Source organism: Amycolatopsis sp. NPDC102389 (genome assembly GCF_044765885.1).
GTDB lineage: Bacteria > Actinomycetota > Actinomycetes > Mycobacteriales > Pseudonocardiaceae > Amycolatopsis.
In genome coordinates this window covers 44061-59739 of sequence record NZ_JBIWKX010000034.1, presented here as the reverse complement: position 1 = coordinate 59739, position 15679 = coordinate 44061, and the positions used below count along the sequence as shown (strand labels likewise).

The window sequence follows — 15679 nt, the reverse complement described above, 5'->3', positions numbered from 1 at the left end:
TGCCCAGCCAGACGAGGCAGAAGGCCAGCGCCCAGAACTTGAGGTTGGTCAGGATCCTTGGCATGAGGGAACTCCAGAACTACCGAAAGGGGAAGAAAGGTCAGAGCCAGCGGTTCTTCCGGAATATTCGGTAGAGCAGGATGCAGACGCCGAAGATGACCGTCATCGCCACCGGGTAGCCGAAGCGCCAATGCAGTTCCGGCATGTAGTCGAAGTTCATCCCGTAGATGCCGGCCAGCGCCGTCGGGACCGCGATGATCGCCGCCCACGCGGTGATCTTGCGCATGTCGGTGTTCTGCTGGAGCGTGATCTTCGCCAGTGTGGCATCCACCAGGGTGGTCAGCAGCTCGTCGAAGTTCGCGACCCGTTCCGCCACGGTCGTCAAGTGGTCGGAGACGTCGCGGAAGTAGGACCGCACCTCGTCCGGGATCAGCCGCGTGTAGCCCTCCGCGAGCCGCTGCAGCGGCGTCCCCAGCGGCATGACCGCGCGGCGCAGCTCCAGCACCTCGCGCTTCATGAAGTAGATCTGCTCGGCGCTCACCTTGGAGCGCGGCGCGAAGACGTGCGTCTCCATCTCGTCGATGTCCGACTCGATCGCCGTCGTGACGTCGAGGTAGTGGTCGACGACGTGGTCCGCGATCGCGTGCAGCACCGCGGACGGCCCGAGGTCGAGCCGCTCCGGATCCTGGTCGAGTTCGCGGCGCAGCCTCGCGAGCCCCGAGTGGTTCCCGTGCCGCACGGTGATCACGAAGTCGCGGCCGAGGAAGGCCATCAGCTCGCCGGTCTCGACGATCTCGTTCGCCGTCGCGGGCGACTCGTGCTCTACGTACCGGACGGTCTTCAGCACCATGAACAGCGTGTCGTCGTAGCGCTCCAGCTTGGGCCGCTGGTGTGCTTCGAGCGCGTCTTCGACGGCCAGTTCGTGCAGGCCGAAGGTGTCCGCGATGCCCTGGATCTGGACCGCGTCGGGCTCGTGCAGGCCGATCCAGACGAACCCGGCGTGCCGCTTGCGCACCTCTTTGATGGCCTCGGCGTGCGTCCAGCGGCCGGGCAGGCGCTTGCCCTCCACGTACACCGCGCAGTCGACGACGTACGCCGAAAGGGGGACGGGCAGCGGGCGTGCGGGGACGCTCTTGGCGCGGCCGTTGCTCCGGCCGCGAAGGCCGCCGAGCGAGGGAATGGCAGGCATGGGATCTCCTGGGCAGACGTCGTGCGTTGGTGCGCGAAGACGACGGGCCAAGCGGTCGGGGGGCCGCTCGGCTAGGCCAGCGTTCCCGGTTTCGTCAGCCCTGCCAGGTGGGGATCCGGCGAGATGTGAAGGCGGAAACGCTGCGACTACTAGGAAGCGGACTATCGCCACTGGACATCGGGTTCCTCACCTCCTTCGGCTCGGCGGACGGTTACGCAGTGGTGTGGGTCGCGTTGACGACCCGACACCAATGGTCGAGGGTACTCCTCAACACGATGGCCTGTCGTTCCAGGCTCACGCCGCGTTACTCGTGCAGGAGGAATGGGTGCAGTTCGGTCGCTATTACGAAGAGTTCGAGGTCGGTGCGGTCTACAAGCACTGGCCGGGCAAAACGGTCACCGAGTACGACGACCACCTGTTCTGCCTCATCACCATGAACCACCATCCGCTGCACCTCGACGCGCATTACGCCGAGGAGACCACCGACTTCGGCAAGAACGTCGTGGTCGGCAACTACATCTACTCGCTGTTGCTGGGGATGTCGGTGCCGGACGTGTCCGGCAAGGCGATCGCCAACCTCGAGGTCGAATCGCTCAAACACGTGAAGCCGACCTTCCACGGTGACACGATCTACGGCGAGACCGAAGTGCTCGACAAGACGCCGTCGAAGTCGAAGGACGACCGGGGTGTCGTCTACGTCGAGACCCGCGGCTACAAACAGGACGGCACGATCGTTTGTGTGTTCCGTCGCAAGGTGATGGTGCCGAAGCGGTCTTACGGTGACACCAGGGGCGGTGAACAGCCCGGCCGTCCCGTTCCGCACGAATAATGGGTGTCACGAACGGGAAAAGGGAGCGCGTCGATGCCCATCGGGCTGGATGAGATCAAGAGCCGCCTGCGGAAGTTCGCGACGGTCGAGGCGGCCGGTGTTTCGCCGCTGTACGAGCACCTGTCGGCGAAGGCGTCCGAGGACGACGACGTCGCCGGGTTGCTGACCGACGCCCGCGGCGGTGAAGCACGCGGGACGCTGCTCATGGCGACGGCGCACCGCCTCATCCAGGCCGACCCCATCCACCCGCTTTCGCGGTACTACCCGTCGGTCGGCGGTTTCGACGGCGTGGACTCGGAGACGTGGCCGTTGTTCCGCTCGTTCCTGCTGGAACGGGCGGACAAGGCGCGCGCGATCATCTCGTCGCGGTACACGCAGACCAACGAGGTCCGCCGCGCCGCGCTGCTCTACCCCGCGGTGACGGCGGCGGCGAAGGAGGCGGGCGGCAAGATCGCGCTGCTCGAGGTCGGCTGTAGCGCCGGGCTGCTCCTCGGCCTGGACAAGTACGCCTACCGCTACCAGTGCGACGGCGGCGAGCAGCTCACCGCCGGGCCCGCGAAGACCGCGGTCGGCCTGCACTGCGCGCTGGACCTCGCGCCCGGCGCCGTCACGCCGAAGGTGCCGAAGAAGCTGACGATCACCGCCCGCGCCGGCCTCGACCGCGCCCCGGTGGACCTGGCCGACGAAGACGAACTGGCCTGGCTCGAAGCCTGCGTCTGGGCCGACCAGCCGGACCGGATCCGGCTCCTGCGCACGGCCGCGGCGGCGCAGGGCAAGCAGCGGCCGGAGCTGATCGCCGGCGACGCAGTCGACGATCTCGCCTCGGCGGCCGCCACCCTGCCCGCCGACGCGCCTCTCGTCGTGCTGACGAGCCACGTGCTGGCGTATCTGGGGGAGCGGCGGGCGGACTTCATCGAGGCGTTGCGGCAGCTCGCCGCGGACCGGCCGCTGTGGTGGGTCAGCGAGGAGTTCTACGCCGCCGCGCTGGAGTCGCTGGTGCCCGGCAGGACCGAGCTGGCCGAACCGGTGGACCAGGCCGTGCTCGGGCTCGTCCGCTGGGACTCCGGCGTCCCGGACGTGCGAGCGCTGGCCAGGACGGCCCCGCACGGGCAACGGATGACCTGGCTGCCGGTTTAGCCTCACGCGGGTCGTGGGTGGGGGGGGGGGGGGGGGGGGCGGCCCCCCCCCCCCCCCCCCCCCCCCCCCCCCCCACCACCTGCACCGAGAGCCCGCCGGAGATGACGGGAAAGCATCGGTGAGGATAATTTTCACCTCTTGAGCCGCTTTATCGCCGCGGCTTTCGCCGAATCGGGCACAGCGGGTGTCGAGCGGCCCGTGTCTACCCGGTCGGCAGCACCTTCCAGTCGCGGAGAGTGACGAACAGGAGCTCGGCCAAGCGGCCGCCTTTGTCGAGTTCGATCAACGTTTCGGCGTCGATCCACCGGGCGTCGGTCGCGTCGTCCCCGGCACGGAGAGTGCCGCCGGTGACCGTGCAGGCGTAGTCGTGGATGTCGTACGGGCCGCGGCGGGCGCTGCCGACGTGTGTGCCCGGTATCACGTCGAGCCCGGTCTCCTCCCGCATCTCGCGAATGACGGCCGCTTCGTCCGTTTCGCCTGGTTCAACACGTCCGCCGGGGACGGACCACAGTCCACGTCCGGGTTCATTCGCCCGTCGGATCAGCAGAATCCGGCCGAGTTCGTCGTGGACGATGCCGCCAACACAGCGGACGGTGCCGTCCGAAACGGTGTTCATTCCCGAATGGTAGACGCGGGCTTCCTGACAATGACTGTCCTGTACACGGAGAGTAGCCGTACGGTACACTTCCCCCTGCCGGCTGACCCAAGCGCGGGACTTCTCTCCCGCGCCGGTGGAAGGTGCGGTACAAAATGAATGTCAGTATCCGCAGTCAGTCACCGTAAGAGACAGGATTGATCGCTGTGAACGCGAAAAAGCTCCTCACTTTCGCAGGAATCGCGTTGGTGCTGTTCTTCGTGATCGCGCAGCCAGGTCAGGCCGCGGGCCTCGTGGGAAACATCATCGGCTTCCTGCGTGACTCGGCCGAATCGGTGATCACCTTCGTCAGCAACGTCTTCAGCTAGCGGGGGAGCGGATACTCTATCGGTATGTTCGCCCCACGCGATCCAGACGAGTATCTCCTCGACACCGAGCGGCGGGTCATCAGGATCCGCCGTCACTGGGCGGTGCTGCTGTGGGACACCTTCGAGGCGGTGGCCTTGCTGGCCATCTGCGTCCTGGTGTCGTACCTGCTGCCGCCCGCCGCGTGGGTCATCCAGAACATTCTCTGGTATGCCGCGTTGCTCGTCATCCTGCGCTTCGCGTACGTGGTGATGGAGTGGTGGGTCGAGCGACTGGTCGTCACGGACAAACGTTTCGTGATGACGACCGGCGTCTACACCACCAAGGTGCTGATGATGCCGATCACCAAGGTCACCGACCTCACCTACGAACGTTCGGCGTGGGGCCGGATGATGGGGTACGGGACCATGGTGGTCGAGTCCGCCGGTCAGATCCAGGCGCTGAACCGCATCGACTACCTGCCGAAGCCGGAAGAGTTCTACGACACGATTTCCGAGCTCGTCTTCGGCGACAAGCAGAAGCAGGCCGAGCGCTTTTCGATGATCAAGGCGCAGCGTGCGGCACGCGGCAAGAAGAAGGTCGGTTAGCGCAGGTCCCGCCTCGGCGGTGACCCAGGTCGTTCGATCTTTGGAGTCGCGCGCCTTTCGGCCGCCAGGCCTCAGGGGCGCGATGGCAGGGCGCCTTCACCGCGATGGCGACGCAGGGCACTTTGGCGCGCCCTGGCAGCGCGGCCCTGATCAGCGCGATAGACAATGCAGTCGATGCGCATCGACCTGCACGCCCACTCCACCGCCTCCGACGGCACCGACAGCCCTGCCGGGCTGGTCGCCGCTGCCGCGAAGGCGGGCCTCGACGTAGTCGCGATCACCGATCACGACACCACGGCCGGCTGGGCCCCGGCCGCCGAGGCACTTCCGCCAGGGCTCACCCTGGTGCCCGGCGCGGAGCTGTCCACGATCTCCATCGACCCGGTGACCGGGCGGCACATCAGCGTCCACCTGCTCGCGTACCTCTTCGATCCGGCGTCGCCGGCGGTCGTCGCCGAGCAGACCCGGCTGCGGTCGGAGCGGCGGTGGCGGCTGCGGGTGATGGCCGAACGGATGGCCGCAGACGGTCTCCCGGTGGATCCCGACGAGGTCATGGGGCTGCTGCCCGAGGACGGTTCAGCCGGACGGCCGCATCTCGCGCAGGCACTGGTGCGCGCCGGTGTCGTCTCGTCGGTGAACGAGGCGTTCGGGACCTACCTCGGCAACGGCAGCGGGTACTTCGTGGCGCGGCAGGACACGCTCGTGGAAGACGCGATCGACATGATCGCGGAGGCGGGCGGGGTCACCGTCATCGCGCATCCTTTCGCCTACACGCGCGGCGCGACCATCACCGTCGACGTGCTCGCCGGACTGGCGGAGCACGGGCTCACCGGCGTCGAGGTCGACCACCCGAACCACGACGAGGAGACCCGCGTCCGGCTGCACGGGCTGGCGGGTGAGCTGGGGCTCGTGCGCACCGGGTCGAGCGACTACCACGGCACGAACAAGACCATCGACCTCGGCGACGAGACCACCGATCCGCTCGCGCTCGAAGAACTCGTCGCGCGTTCCACCGGCCATCAGGTCGTGACGCGGTGACGATCACGGACTTCTTCGACGCGCGCCTGTTCATGAGCGCGACGATCACGCTGATCGTCATCATGGACCCGCCCGGCACGGTGCCGGTGTTCCTGAGCCTGACCGGCCGCAAGCCGGTGGCGTTCCGCGCCAAGGCCGCGCGGCAGGCGGTACTGGTGTCGTTGCTGGTGATCTCGCTGTTCGCCGTGGCGGGACAGGCGATCCTGTCCTACCTCGGCATCGGGATCCCGGCGTTGCAGGGCGCGGGCGGGCTGTTGCTGCTGCTCATCGCGCTGCAGCTGCTGACCGGCAAGACCGGCGGCGAGGCCGAGGCGGCGGGCGACGACGTCAACGTCGCCCTCGTACCGCTCGGGACGCCGCTGCTCGCCGGCCCGGGCGCGATCGCCGCGACCATCGTCTTCGTGCGGCAGGCCGATGGGCACGTCGGCGCGTACGTCGCACTCGCGCTTTCGATCGTGACGGTGCACTTCGTGCTGTACCTGTGCATGCGGTACTCGGGTGTGGTCATCCGGCTGATCAAGGAAAGCGGGATCACGCTGCTGGCGAAGATCGCCGGTCTGCTGCTGGCCGCGATCGCGGTCGAGCTGGTGGCGAACTCGGTGAAGGGCTTCATCGCGGGCACCTGACCGGTGGTAGCAAAGGTCCCTTGCTCCCTTCCGGCTTCGCAGGCGTGCCGTGAAGGCCTCCTTCACTACCTTCAGGGTAGGGAAGGAGGCCTTCACGGACTCTGGGTCCCTCAAGGCGACCTTCACGGACCGCCGCCCTGCCGCGGGTGGTAGCAAAGGTCCCTTGCTCCCTTCCTGGGGATCCCCTCGAAAAGTGTCGGTGGGGGTGCGTAGCGTTGCGGGCGGGGTGATCCGATGGAGCAGATTGGTTTCGACTTCGGCGTCGAAGCGCCGCGCAAGCTGACGAAGGTCTCGCCCGCGCGCCTCGCGACGTTCGAAGATTGCCCGCGCCGCTACCGCATGTCGTATCTGGACCGCCCGTCCCCGGTACGCGCCGGCGCGTGGGCGCACAGCACGCTGGGTGCGGTGGTGCACAACGCTTTGCGGGCGTTGTTCGACCTGCCGGTGGTCAAACGCGTGCCGCAGCGGGCGATGGCGCTCGTCGCCGAACACTGGAAGGACGCCGGGTTCGAGGACGCCGATCAGGCCGCCCGGTACCGGGCAAGGGCCAAGGGCTGGGTCGCGGAGTACGTCGAGCACAACGACGTCAGCGTCGATCCGGTCGGGCTGGAGCGCTGGGTTTCGGCGCCGGTCACGCTCGAGCCGGGCAGCGGGCCCAGCCTCATCATCGAGGGCCGCGCCGACCGGATCGACCAGCGTGGCCGGGAGTTGGTGATCATCGACTACAAGACCGGCCGCCGTGAGCCGGACGAGTACGAGGCGCGCTCGTCGCAGGCGTTGGCGCTGTACGCGGTCGCGGCCGCCAGGACGCTGCGGACGCCGTGCTACCAGGTCGAGCTGCACCATGTGCCCACCGGGACGATCGCGGCCGCCGAGCACACCGAGGAGAGCCTCAAAAGGCATCTCCAACGCGCCGACGAGACCGCCGGGGACCTGCGGCTGGCAACGGATACCCTGGACGCCGGCGGCGACGAGGACGTGCTGTTCCCCGCGCGCCCGGGCCGCCGTTGCTCATGGTGCGACTTCCGGCCCAGTTGCGCGGCGGGCCAGGAGGCCGGGCCCGCGGCTCAGCCGTGGGAGTTGCTGGCGCCCTAGATTCCCGAGACCCGACGATTGGACAGGCGAGGACGTGTCGTCACCGGACACCGAGGAGCTCGCGATCACCCCACCGCCCGCGGACGAGCCCACGACGCGCGAAAGCGGCCGGTTCTGGCGTGGGCTGACCGGATCGCTCGCCGCCGGGATGGTCGTGCTCGCGGTGTGCGTTCTCGCGATCGGCGGGATCTGTCTGCTCACCGGTGCGCTCGGGCCGGGGCCGCTGATGCTGATCGGTCATCCGGTGGCGGCGGTCGTCGCCTTGCTGGCACAACGGGTCGCCGATACGCGAAATGGCCGCGTGGCGGGCTTCGCGGGTCTCGGTGTCGTGGTGAGCGTGACGGCCGCGCTGAGCCTGTTCTGGTGGAGCTGACCGCGGCAGGAAAGTGCCACTTCGACCGAAAATCCCTTCTGTCCCTGCGAAACTGTGACTCACCGAGCACGTCGTAGATGAACGCGCTGCCCCGCAGCGAGGACGAAGGGCACCGTCGATGACCTATCCACCCCAGCCAGGACAGCCCGACCACGGCCAAGGCGGTCAGCAGTATCCGGGAGAGCAGTATCCGGGACAGCAGCAGCAATACCCGGCGCAGCAACCCCAGCAGGGCGGCGGTTACGACCAGAGCGGCGCGTATCCGCAGCAGCAGTACCCCGGCTACGGCCAGCAGCCCTATGGTCAGCACCAGCAATACCCCCAGGGCTTCGGCGGGCCGCCCGCGCCGCCGAAGAACAACAAGACCGGCCTGATCGTGGGTATCGCCGCCGCGGCCGTGGTGGTGGTGACGCTGGGCATCACCGGATTCGTCGCTCCCGGGTTCTTCCTGGGCGACGACAAGGCCGACAAGGCGGCGGGCCCCGAGGGCACCGCGCAGGCGATCGTCGACGGCATCAACGCCCACGACCGGGCCGCGTTGACGGCGCTCAAGTGCAGCAACGCGGAGAGGGACGTCGAGCAGTCCATCGAGCGGGTCACCGACGTTTCGAGCGCCACGCTCGACGGGGTCACGAAGGTCTCCGAAACCGAGTACACGGTGACGGTCACGGTGAACGTCGAAGGGCGATCCCGGACCGGCTCCGGCACGCTCGCCTCCGAGGCCGGCAAATGGTGCTGGCAGGAAATCGGACGGCTTCGCAGCAAGACCTCGACGACCACGCGATGAGGGGCGAGCGGTAGCAAGGGACCTTTGCTGCCGCCTGCCGGTCACTTGAGGGCGACGACGGTGGGGCCGCGCTGCTCCAGCAGCACCGGCCCGACCGAGGAAAGCAGCACCGGGCCGGTGTAGCCGCGCCTGTCGACGCCGACGGTGCGGATGGTGGCGCCGGTCGTCTCGTCGAGCACGGCCAGCCCGCCCTGGATGGGCACGACCAGCTGTTCCCCGAAGGTCACGCCCGGACCGGTGGAGTTGTTCAGCGTCCAACGCGGCGTGAGGTCGTCCCGTGAGAACGCCATGGTCTTCGAGCCGGTGAACCAGTAGACGCCCTGCGCGGTCCACGAGGTCGTCATGACGCCGCCCACCGGATCCTGCGTGATGTCCGCTTCGGACGCGTCGAGCGGGTATGCCGACTTCTGCAGGCCGTCGCCGCCGTAGATGACCAGCAGTTTCTGTTCGGGCAGCACGATCAGCGCGAGATCGCCGGACATCGCGACGACCTTCGCGTTCTTGCCGGCGAGAACGGTGCTGTACTCGACTTTCGGGTCGTCGGCCTCGTCGTTGGTCGCGCGGAAGACGGTGAAGCGGTCGGCAGGGTCGCCGGGGCAGCGTTCGATCACGCCGATCTTGCCCGCCGCGGCGGCCACCGTCCCGTAGGTGCAGCCAGTCCTCGGCTGCTTGCCCGGGTTCACGATGGCGGGGACCTGGCCGTACTCCATGCTCTTGACCAGGTCGTCGCGCCAGGTGTTCAGCAGTTTCTTGCCGGTCGTGGTGACATGCGACCCGTCGACGACCAGCCTCGTGCCGAGCTCGGCGTCGCCGTTGCGTTGCGCCGTCCGGCGTCCGGTGCCCGCGTCGAGCTGGGTGACCTCGCTGCAGTTGGTGTCCTTGCGGTACACCGCGTCCACCTTGATCCCGGCGAGCGCGACGGTGCACAGTTCGAGATCGCGCGAGTAGCGCCAGCGGATTTCGCCGGTGTTCGGATCCCGGCCGAGTACTTCGCCCTTGTCGGCGGTGACGACGCTGTTGGCTTCGCCGATCGGGACGGGCGTCGACGAGCTCGGCGCCTGCCACAGTTCGCTCAAGGAGCCGGGAACCTGCGCGGGCGCGGGCGGGAGCCCCGGCGGCAGAGTGGTGGCGACCTGTGCGACCGTCGCCGCGTTGTCGCTGGTCACGCCGATGACGACGCCGGTGACCGCGACGACCACCACGATCGCCGCGGCGAGCACCCGATCCCGTTTGCGATTCCACGGCGAGCGCCGGGCGCGTTTCCCGCCCAGCGGCGGCTCGGTGGCCACCGGCTGAGCGGGTTCGGCGTCCAGCACGTCTTCGGTGCCGATCGCGTTTTCAGCCGTCTCCGGCTCGCTGCCGTCCGGCTGCTCGGGATCGGCGGGCACGGGCCGCGCCGGTTCGTTGTCCGGCGCGGCGTCCCAGCGTTCGCTCACGTGCCCCTAGCTCCCCATGTCCGCAGTATGAAAGCTCAGTCTGCCGACGCAGGTGTATCAGAAGTCGCCGACGGACGGCGACGGCGGCGTCGGCGAGCCGGACGCTCGGCGCTGTCGCCGGACTCCTTTTCGACCGCCGGGCCGCTGACCTCCGGGCTCGGCTTCGCGGCACCGCGGCTGCGGCGACGGGTCCGCGTGCGGCCCTCCGCCGATGCGTCGCCCTCGGTGCCTTCCGCCGAAGCCGCGGCGGCGTCCGCCGCCTCGATCTTGGCGGCCGCGTCGGCGCCACCGCGAGTCCGCTTGCGCGGTGCGCGATTCCGCTTGCGAGGAGCCTCTTCGTCCTTGTCCTTCGAGGCCGGACCGTGGCCACGGCCCCGGCGCTTGCCGCCGAGATCCTCTTCGACCTCGGCCGAAAGGCCCGCGCGGGTCCGCTTGGACAGCGGCAGGCGGCCGGTGGTCCCCTCGGGGATGCCCAGGTCGCTGAACAGGTGCTTCGACGACGAATACGTCTCGGCGGGCTCGGGCATGTCGAGCCCGAGGATGTCCGAGATCATCTTCCAGCGCGGCTCCTCGTCCCAATCGACGAGGGTGATCGCGACACCGGTGCGCCCGGCGCGGCCGGTGCGGCCGATGCGGTGGACGTAGGTCTTCTCGTCCTCCGGCGTCTGGTAGTTGATCACGTGCGTGACGTCGTCGATGTCGATACCGCGGGCGGCGACGTCGGTGGCGACCAGCACGTCGACCTTGCCGGAGCGGAACGCGCGCAGCGCCTGCTCGCGGGCGCCCTGGCCAAGGTCACCGTGTACGGCGGCGGCCGCGAAACCGCGCTCGACGAGCTCGTCGGCGACCTTCTGCGCGGTGCGCTTGGTGCGGGTGAAGATCATCGTCAGGCCGCGGCCTTCGGCCTGCAGCGCGCGGGCGATCAGCTCGGGCTTGTCCATCGAGTGCGCCCGGTAGACGAACTGGGTGGTGCGCTCGTGGATCGCGCCGGCGTCGTTCTCCTCGGCGCGGATATGCGTCGGCTGGGTCAGGAACGTGCGGGCCAGCGTGATGATCGGGCCCGGCATGGTCGCCGAGAACAGCATCGTCTGGCGCTTGTCCGGGACCATCCGCAGGATGCGCTCGATGTCGGGCAGGAAGCCCAGGTCGAGCATCTCGTCGGCCTCGTCCAGCACCAGACCGCGGACCTTGCCCAGGACCAGGTGCTTCTGCTCGGCCAGGTCCAGCAGGCGGCCGGGGGTGCCGATGACGACGTCGACGCCGTTGCGGAGCGCCGCGATCTGCGGCTCGTACGGGCGGCCACCGTAGATGGCCAGCGTGCGGATGCCGAGGTGCTTGCCGGCCCCCTTGAGGTCGTTCGCGACCTGGATGCACAGCTCACGGGTCGGGACGACGACCAGCACCTGCGGGGTGCCGTCGCCGGGGACCTCGACCCGGTGCAGCAGCGGGACGCCGAAACCCAGCGTCTTGCCCATACCGGTGCGGGCCTGGCCGATCAGGTCGTCGCCGGCCATGGCCAGCGGCAGCGTCAGCGCCTGGATGGCGAAGGTGCGCTCGATCCCGGCCTCACCCAGCGCCTTCACGATCTCCGGCTTGACGCCGAAGGATGCGAAGGTGGGGGATTCGGGTTCCACCGGTGCGCCCGCCTGAAGCGGGTGCGACGTGTCCAACGCCGCCGGGCCTGTCTCGCTGTGCTCCAGCGCGACGGCCTCCGGCAGACCGGTGGTGACGTGCTCTTCGGTTGTGGATTCGTTCGTGGTCAGGGTGCTCGCCTCTCTCGTGACCAGCGCGCACTGCCCTGGTCACCGATCGACACTCGACCACGAAAATTCGCTCGGCTCCGCGCTACTGGCGCTGAAGCGGCCCTTCGTGGGAATGCCGCAGGATGGCGTGCACGCACATCATTCTTGTGCTGACCGGGGCCACACCGGCTGTCCTTCAGCCGCAGCGGCGTTCCGGTCCGGACGGAAGATCCGTCGTTTCCGTCGGCCAGTCTACCTGATCTGCGGTTTTCGCATAGCCCCCGCCGCGCCGGGGAGGGTGGGATCGGTCTCTTCCCGTCCGGGCGGGTGTGTTCGGCGATACCCTTTCCGCCGTGACGGAGGCAAAGCAGATCAGTGAGGGCGTAGTCGATTTGCTCGGCGTACTCGCCTATGGGGAATTGTCCGCATTCGATCGCATGGCCGAGGACGCGCGCACCGCGCCGACGCTGCCGGGCCGGGCCGCGCTGGCGTCCATGGCGGCCGCCGAGATCGGGCACTACGACCTGCTCACCAAGCATCTCGCGGGGCACGGCGTCGCGATCGAGGACGCGATGCGCCCGTTCGTCGGGCACATCGACGCCTGGCACGCCTCCACGGCGCCGCGTTCCTGGCTCGAGTCCCTGGTGAAGGCCTACGTCGGTGACGGCCTCGCGGCGGACCTCTACCGCGAGATGGCCAGCTGGCTGGACCCGGAGACCAAGGATCTGGTGCTCACCGTGCTCGCCGACACGGGGCATTCCGCGTTCGCCGAACGCGAAGTCGCGGCCGGTATCGAGGCCGACCCGAAGGCGCGGGACAAGCTCGCGCTGTGGGGCCGTCGTCTGCTGGGTGAGGCGTTGACGCAGGCCCAGTACGTCGTCGCGGAGCGGGACGGGCTCGCCGAGCTGATCGTCGAGGGCTCTGGCGACCTTTCGGGAATCGCCGCGCTGTTCCGCCGGTTGCAGCAGGGGCACACCAAGCGCATGCAGGTGCTGGGGCTCGGCTGAGGTCACTTCGGCTAGCCTTGGCGCACCAGTAATTTTCGAACTTTCAAGCGGAGGTCCCACGTGGAGGTCAAGATCGGCATCAAGGACACGCCGCGGGAGCTCGTGGTGTCCAGCAGCCAGTCGCCCGACGAGGTCGAGGAACTGGTCGCGAACGCCTTGAGGGCCGGCGACGGGATCTTCCGCCTCGACGACGAAAAGGGCCGTAAGTACATCGTGCCCACCGACCGGATCGCCTACGTCGAGATCGCGCCGTCGGACGTTCGCAAGGTCGGCTTCGCTGTTGGTGGCTAACCCGATCGGGTTGTAGTCGGATGTCACAGTGGCGTCACCGCCGCGTCTCAGCCAGCTCTCAGATTTGATCGTCACGCTAAGGCGGGGACGGCAGGGGGCTAGCCGAGAAATGAGGTGGACGGCGTCACTGTGATGGACCGCGCGCTGGTCGACGGCGTGCGCACAGTTCCCGAACAAGGCAAACGGGTCGCGGGGCGGCTGACCGGCATCGACGTCGCCCGCGGCTTGGCCGTACTCGGCATGTACGCGGTGCATGTCGGCCCCGATCCGGCCAAAGGCGGGTTCGGGGTGCTGTTCAAACCGTTCGAAGGCCACTCCGCCGCGCTGTTCGCGGTGCTGGCCGGAGTCTCGATCGCGTTGATGTCCGGCGGACGCCGTCCCAAAGAGGGCCGCGACCGGACCCGCGTCGCACTCAAACTGGCGACCCGCGCCCCGCTCCTGGTGGTGCTGGGGCTGTGGCTGACCAGCCTCGAAACCGGCTACATGGTGATCCTGGCCTACTACGGGGCTTGTTTCCTCTTCGCGATCCCGTGGTTGCGCGCGGGCGCGAAGACACTCGCGATCGCTGCCGTCGCCGTCGCCGTGGCGGGCCCGCTGCTCTCACATCTGATCCGGGCGCAACTACTGCCCCGTGACCTGCTCTTCTTCGCGCCGGACCTGACCGCGGACGACGTCACCACGACCGGGCTGCTGAAGGCCGCGACCGTTCTCGTCCTGACCGGCACCTTCCCCGCGTTGACGCTGATGGCGTACGTGTTCGCCGGGATGTCGATCGGGCGGATGGACCTGACGTCGCGCGGCGTGTGCCGCCGGCTGTTCTTCGGCGGGTCTGCGCTCGCGGTGGGCGGATACTTCGTGTCGTGGCTCGCGACCGGGCCGCTCGGTGGCATGCAGGCCGTCTACCGCTCGCTGGAACCGGCCGCCGCGCAGATGGGGATGACGCCGCCGGAATTCTTCCGGCTCCACCAGACCTGGATCCACGGCACGCCGCCGACCACGAGCTGGGCTTGGGAACTGCTGCCGACGGGGACCTCGTACACGCCGTTCGACCTGCTGATCTCGATCGGGATCGCGGCGGCGGTGATCGGCGGCTGTCAGCTGCTGATGCCGAAGTTCGAACGCGTGCTGCGGCCGCTTTCGGATCTGGGCGGGCGGGTGCTGAGCGCGTACGTGCTGCATTTCGTGGCGATCGCGCTGCTGTGGGACGAGAGCGACGGCGACGCGATCTTCAGCGTGCTGCACTTCGTCGAGTTCTCGGTGGTGGCGCTGACCGCCGCGGTGCTGTGGCGGAAATTCGTCGGGCGCGGGCCGCTGGAATGGGCGATGAACAAGCTGTCGAGCTGGCCGAAGTACGTGGTGCCGCGCACTCGGGTGCCCGCGCAACGGCGGGGCTGAAGGGGACTTTCCCCTCGTCTGACGCGGCGAAGGGCGCTTTCCCTGCATGAGATGCGGGGAAAGCGCCCTTCAGCCGCTGGGGTCAGGCGTTGAGTTCGTTCAGTTCTTCCAGTGAGGTCGGCACGTGGAAGGGCGGCGTGCTGGTGCCCATGATGCGGTAGCGGTCCCACGGGTCCGGGTCGGAGAGTTCACCCTTCGCGCTGTACTCGCCCGCGCGGATCTCGACGGCGGTCTTCTTGCCGCCGGCGGCCGCGGACACCTGCTCGTTGGTGGCCACGCGGCCGTACCAGCGGTAGTACCCGTCGATGGGCTGGAAGTAGCCCCGCAGGTCGACCGTGGTCGCGATCTCGGTCCCGTCGATCACGAGGACCGCTTCGCCGGCGTAACCGTCTTCGTCGTGCTCGCTCATTGCGCCTCCGATTCCTTCCGCATCTGGACGACCTTGTTCTCTTCGAGCGGCAGGTTCGGGTCGATGACGATGCCCTGCTGCCGGGAGAGGCCGTCGATCGCGGCCCAGATGATCTGCGTCAGGTACTCGACGACGCTGTCGCGGCCCATCGAGCGCCGGTCCAGCCACCATTCGCCGGTGCTCTGCACCATGCCGACGATGCCGTGCGCCCACGGTTCGGCGGCGCCGGAGTCCATGTTGAACATCCGCATGTAGTCGCCGAGCAGTGCGGTCAGCGCGGTGGCGATCAGTTCCTTGTCCTCGGCGACGACGTCGGCTTTGACGACCGCCTTCTCCTGCAGGCCGCCGCGCGCGAGCAGGCGGTACAGGTTGGGGTGCTCCTCGATGACGCTGAAGAAGGAATCGAGTGCCATCCGGATCCGGGGGACCGGGGCCAGCTCGGAGTTGATGGCCGGGATCAACCGCTGGAAGAGGATCTCCGTGCCGCGCTGCCCGAGCGCGACGTACAGATCGGCCTTGTCGTCGAAGTGCCTGTACAGCACGGGTTTCGTGACGCCCGCTTCGGCGGCGACGTCCTCCATGCCGAGGTCCGGGCCGTGCGTGTCGAGCGCGCGCAGGGCGGCCTCGACGAACTCCGCGCGGCGCGCGATCCGGTGTTTGCGCCAGCGGTCGCGGCGGGCATCACCCGTGTCGGCCTCACCCGCCGTGGGGTGCTTGCTCGACTGCTTGCTGTTGCGCTTGACACGTTCGATCACCCAAGTCATGCTACCAGAGGTA

General features: G+C 68.5%; 18 protein-coding genes. 12 read left to right on the top strand and 6 right to left on the bottom strand.

The features are described 5' to 3' along the window. Nucleotides 1–100: 100 nt before the first annotated feature. On the bottom strand, nucleotides 101–1189 hold the full coding sequence (gene corA, locus ACIRGA_RS26120; RefSeq protein ID WP_125680271.1) for a magnesium/cobalt transporter CorA: 1089 nt from the start codon (nucleotides 1187–1189) through the stop codon (nucleotides 101–103). 250 nt (nucleotides 1190–1439) lie between these two features. Here corA and ACIRGA_RS26115 point away from each other — a divergent pair, with 250 nt between their 5' ends. Then, complete coding sequence (locus ACIRGA_RS26115) at nucleotides 1440–2018, top strand: MaoC family dehydratase (protein ID WP_400945361.1); 579 nt, start codon at nucleotides 1440–1442, stop codon at nucleotides 2016–2018. A gap of 33 nt (nucleotides 2019–2051) precedes the next feature. Continuing rightward, on the top strand, nucleotides 2052–3155 hold the full coding sequence (locus ACIRGA_RS26110; protein ID WP_400945359.1) for a DUF2332 domain-containing protein: 1104 nt from the start codon (nucleotides 2052–2054) through the stop codon (nucleotides 3153–3155). A gap of 202 nt (nucleotides 3156–3357) precedes the next feature. On the opposite strand, the gene ACIRGA_RS26105 is transcribed toward ACIRGA_RS26110, so the two are convergent. Then, nucleotides 3358–3771 (bottom strand): NUDIX hydrolase, encoded by a 414-nt coding sequence (locus tag ACIRGA_RS26105; protein ID WP_400945357.1) that lies wholly within the window; start codon nucleotides 3769–3771, stop codon nucleotides 3358–3360. 185 nt (nucleotides 3772–3956) lie between these two features. On the opposite strand from ACIRGA_RS26105, the gene ACIRGA_RS26100 reads away from it, so the two are divergent. The 7 genes from ACIRGA_RS26100 to ACIRGA_RS26070 all read left to right on the top strand — a co-directional run bounded on the left by ACIRGA_RS26100 (nucleotide 3957) and on the right by ACIRGA_RS26070 (nucleotide 8622). After that, entirely contained in the window at nucleotides 3957–4118 is a 162-nt protein-coding gene (locus tag ACIRGA_RS26100; protein ID WP_005167589.1) for a hypothetical protein, read from the top strand. A 24-nt stretch (nucleotides 4119–4142) separates the two neighbouring features. Then, complete coding sequence (locus ACIRGA_RS26095) at nucleotides 4143–4703, top strand: PH domain-containing protein (protein WP_016331479.1); 561 nt, start codon at nucleotides 4143–4145, stop codon at nucleotides 4701–4703. A 174-nt stretch (nucleotides 4704–4877) separates the two neighbouring features. Beyond that, entirely contained in the window at nucleotides 4878–5741 is an 864-nt protein-coding gene (locus ACIRGA_RS26090; protein ID WP_400945354.1) for a PHP domain-containing protein, read from the top strand. Beyond that, nucleotides 5738–6367, top strand: a complete 630-nt coding sequence (locus ACIRGA_RS26085; protein WP_005167594.1) for a MarC family protein — start codon at nucleotides 5738–5740, stop codon at nucleotides 6365–6367. The genes ACIRGA_RS26090 and ACIRGA_RS26085 overlap by 4 nt, the downstream gene beginning before the upstream one ends. A gap of 234 nt (nucleotides 6368–6601) precedes the next feature. Further along, nucleotides 6602–7462, top strand: a complete 861-nt coding sequence (locus ACIRGA_RS26080) for a RecB family exonuclease (RefSeq protein ID WP_400945352.1) — start codon at nucleotides 6602–6604, stop codon at nucleotides 7460–7462. A 34-nt stretch (nucleotides 7463–7496) separates the two neighbouring features. Continuing rightward, complete coding sequence (locus ACIRGA_RS26075) at nucleotides 7497–7835, top strand: hypothetical protein (protein WP_400945350.1); 339 nt, start codon at nucleotides 7497–7499, stop codon at nucleotides 7833–7835. A 118-nt stretch (nucleotides 7836–7953) separates the two neighbouring features. Continuing rightward, complete coding sequence (locus tag ACIRGA_RS26070; protein WP_400945348.1) at nucleotides 7954–8622, top strand: heavy-metal-associated domain-containing protein; 669 nt, start codon at nucleotides 7954–7956, stop codon at nucleotides 8620–8622. A gap of 41 nt (nucleotides 8623–8663) precedes the next feature. Here ACIRGA_RS26070 and ACIRGA_RS26065 read toward each other — a convergent pair whose 3' ends face one another. Together ACIRGA_RS26065 and ACIRGA_RS26060 are read right to left on the bottom strand one after the other, a co-directional pair. Next, nucleotides 8664–10058: a hypothetical protein gene (locus tag ACIRGA_RS26065; RefSeq protein WP_400945346.1), complete on the bottom strand. Its 1395-nt coding sequence runs from the start codon at nucleotides 10056–10058 to the stop codon at nucleotides 8664–8666. A gap of 35 nt (nucleotides 10059–10093) precedes the next feature. Beyond that, nucleotides 10094–11692 (bottom strand): DEAD/DEAH box helicase, encoded by a 1599-nt coding sequence (locus ACIRGA_RS26060; RefSeq protein ID WP_400945344.1) that lies wholly within the window; start codon nucleotides 11690–11692, stop codon nucleotides 10094–10096. A gap of 461 nt (nucleotides 11693–12153) precedes the next feature. On the opposite strand from ACIRGA_RS26060, the gene ACIRGA_RS26055 reads away from it, so the two are divergent. The 3 genes from ACIRGA_RS26055 to ACIRGA_RS26045 all read left to right on the top strand — a co-directional run bounded on the left by ACIRGA_RS26055 (nucleotide 12154) and on the right by ACIRGA_RS26045 (nucleotide 14493). Continuing rightward, entirely contained in the window at nucleotides 12154–12807 is a 654-nt protein-coding gene (locus tag ACIRGA_RS26055; protein WP_400945342.1) for a ferritin-like fold-containing protein, read from the top strand. 60 nt (nucleotides 12808–12867) lie between these two features. Next, complete coding sequence (locus tag ACIRGA_RS26050; RefSeq protein WP_005167610.1) at nucleotides 12868–13098, top strand: DUF3107 domain-containing protein; 231 nt, start codon at nucleotides 12868–12870, stop codon at nucleotides 13096–13098. Nucleotides 13099–13212: 114 nt separating this feature from the next. Beyond that, the gene (locus ACIRGA_RS26045) at nucleotides 13213–14493 is read left to right on the top strand and encodes a heparan-alpha-glucosaminide N-acetyltransferase domain-containing protein (RefSeq protein ID WP_400945340.1); all 1281 of its coding nucleotides are present in this window, start codon (nucleotides 13213–13215) and stop codon (nucleotides 14491–14493) included. Between the two features lie 82 nt (nucleotides 14494–14575). Here the strand turns inward: ACIRGA_RS26045 and ACIRGA_RS26040 are convergent, their stop codons facing one another. Continuing rightward, nucleotides 14576–14902 carry a DUF4873 domain-containing protein gene (locus tag ACIRGA_RS26040; protein WP_016331491.1) on the bottom strand — a complete coding sequence of 109 codons (327 nt, stop codon included), beginning with the start codon at nucleotides 14900–14902 and terminating at the stop codon, nucleotides 14576–14578. Then, complete coding sequence (locus tag ACIRGA_RS26035; protein WP_400945338.1) at nucleotides 14899–15666, bottom strand: TetR/AcrR family transcriptional regulator; 768 nt, start codon at nucleotides 15664–15666, stop codon at nucleotides 14899–14901. The genes ACIRGA_RS26040 and ACIRGA_RS26035 overlap by 4 nt, the downstream gene beginning before the upstream one ends. Nucleotides 15667–15679 lie beyond the last annotated feature (13 nt).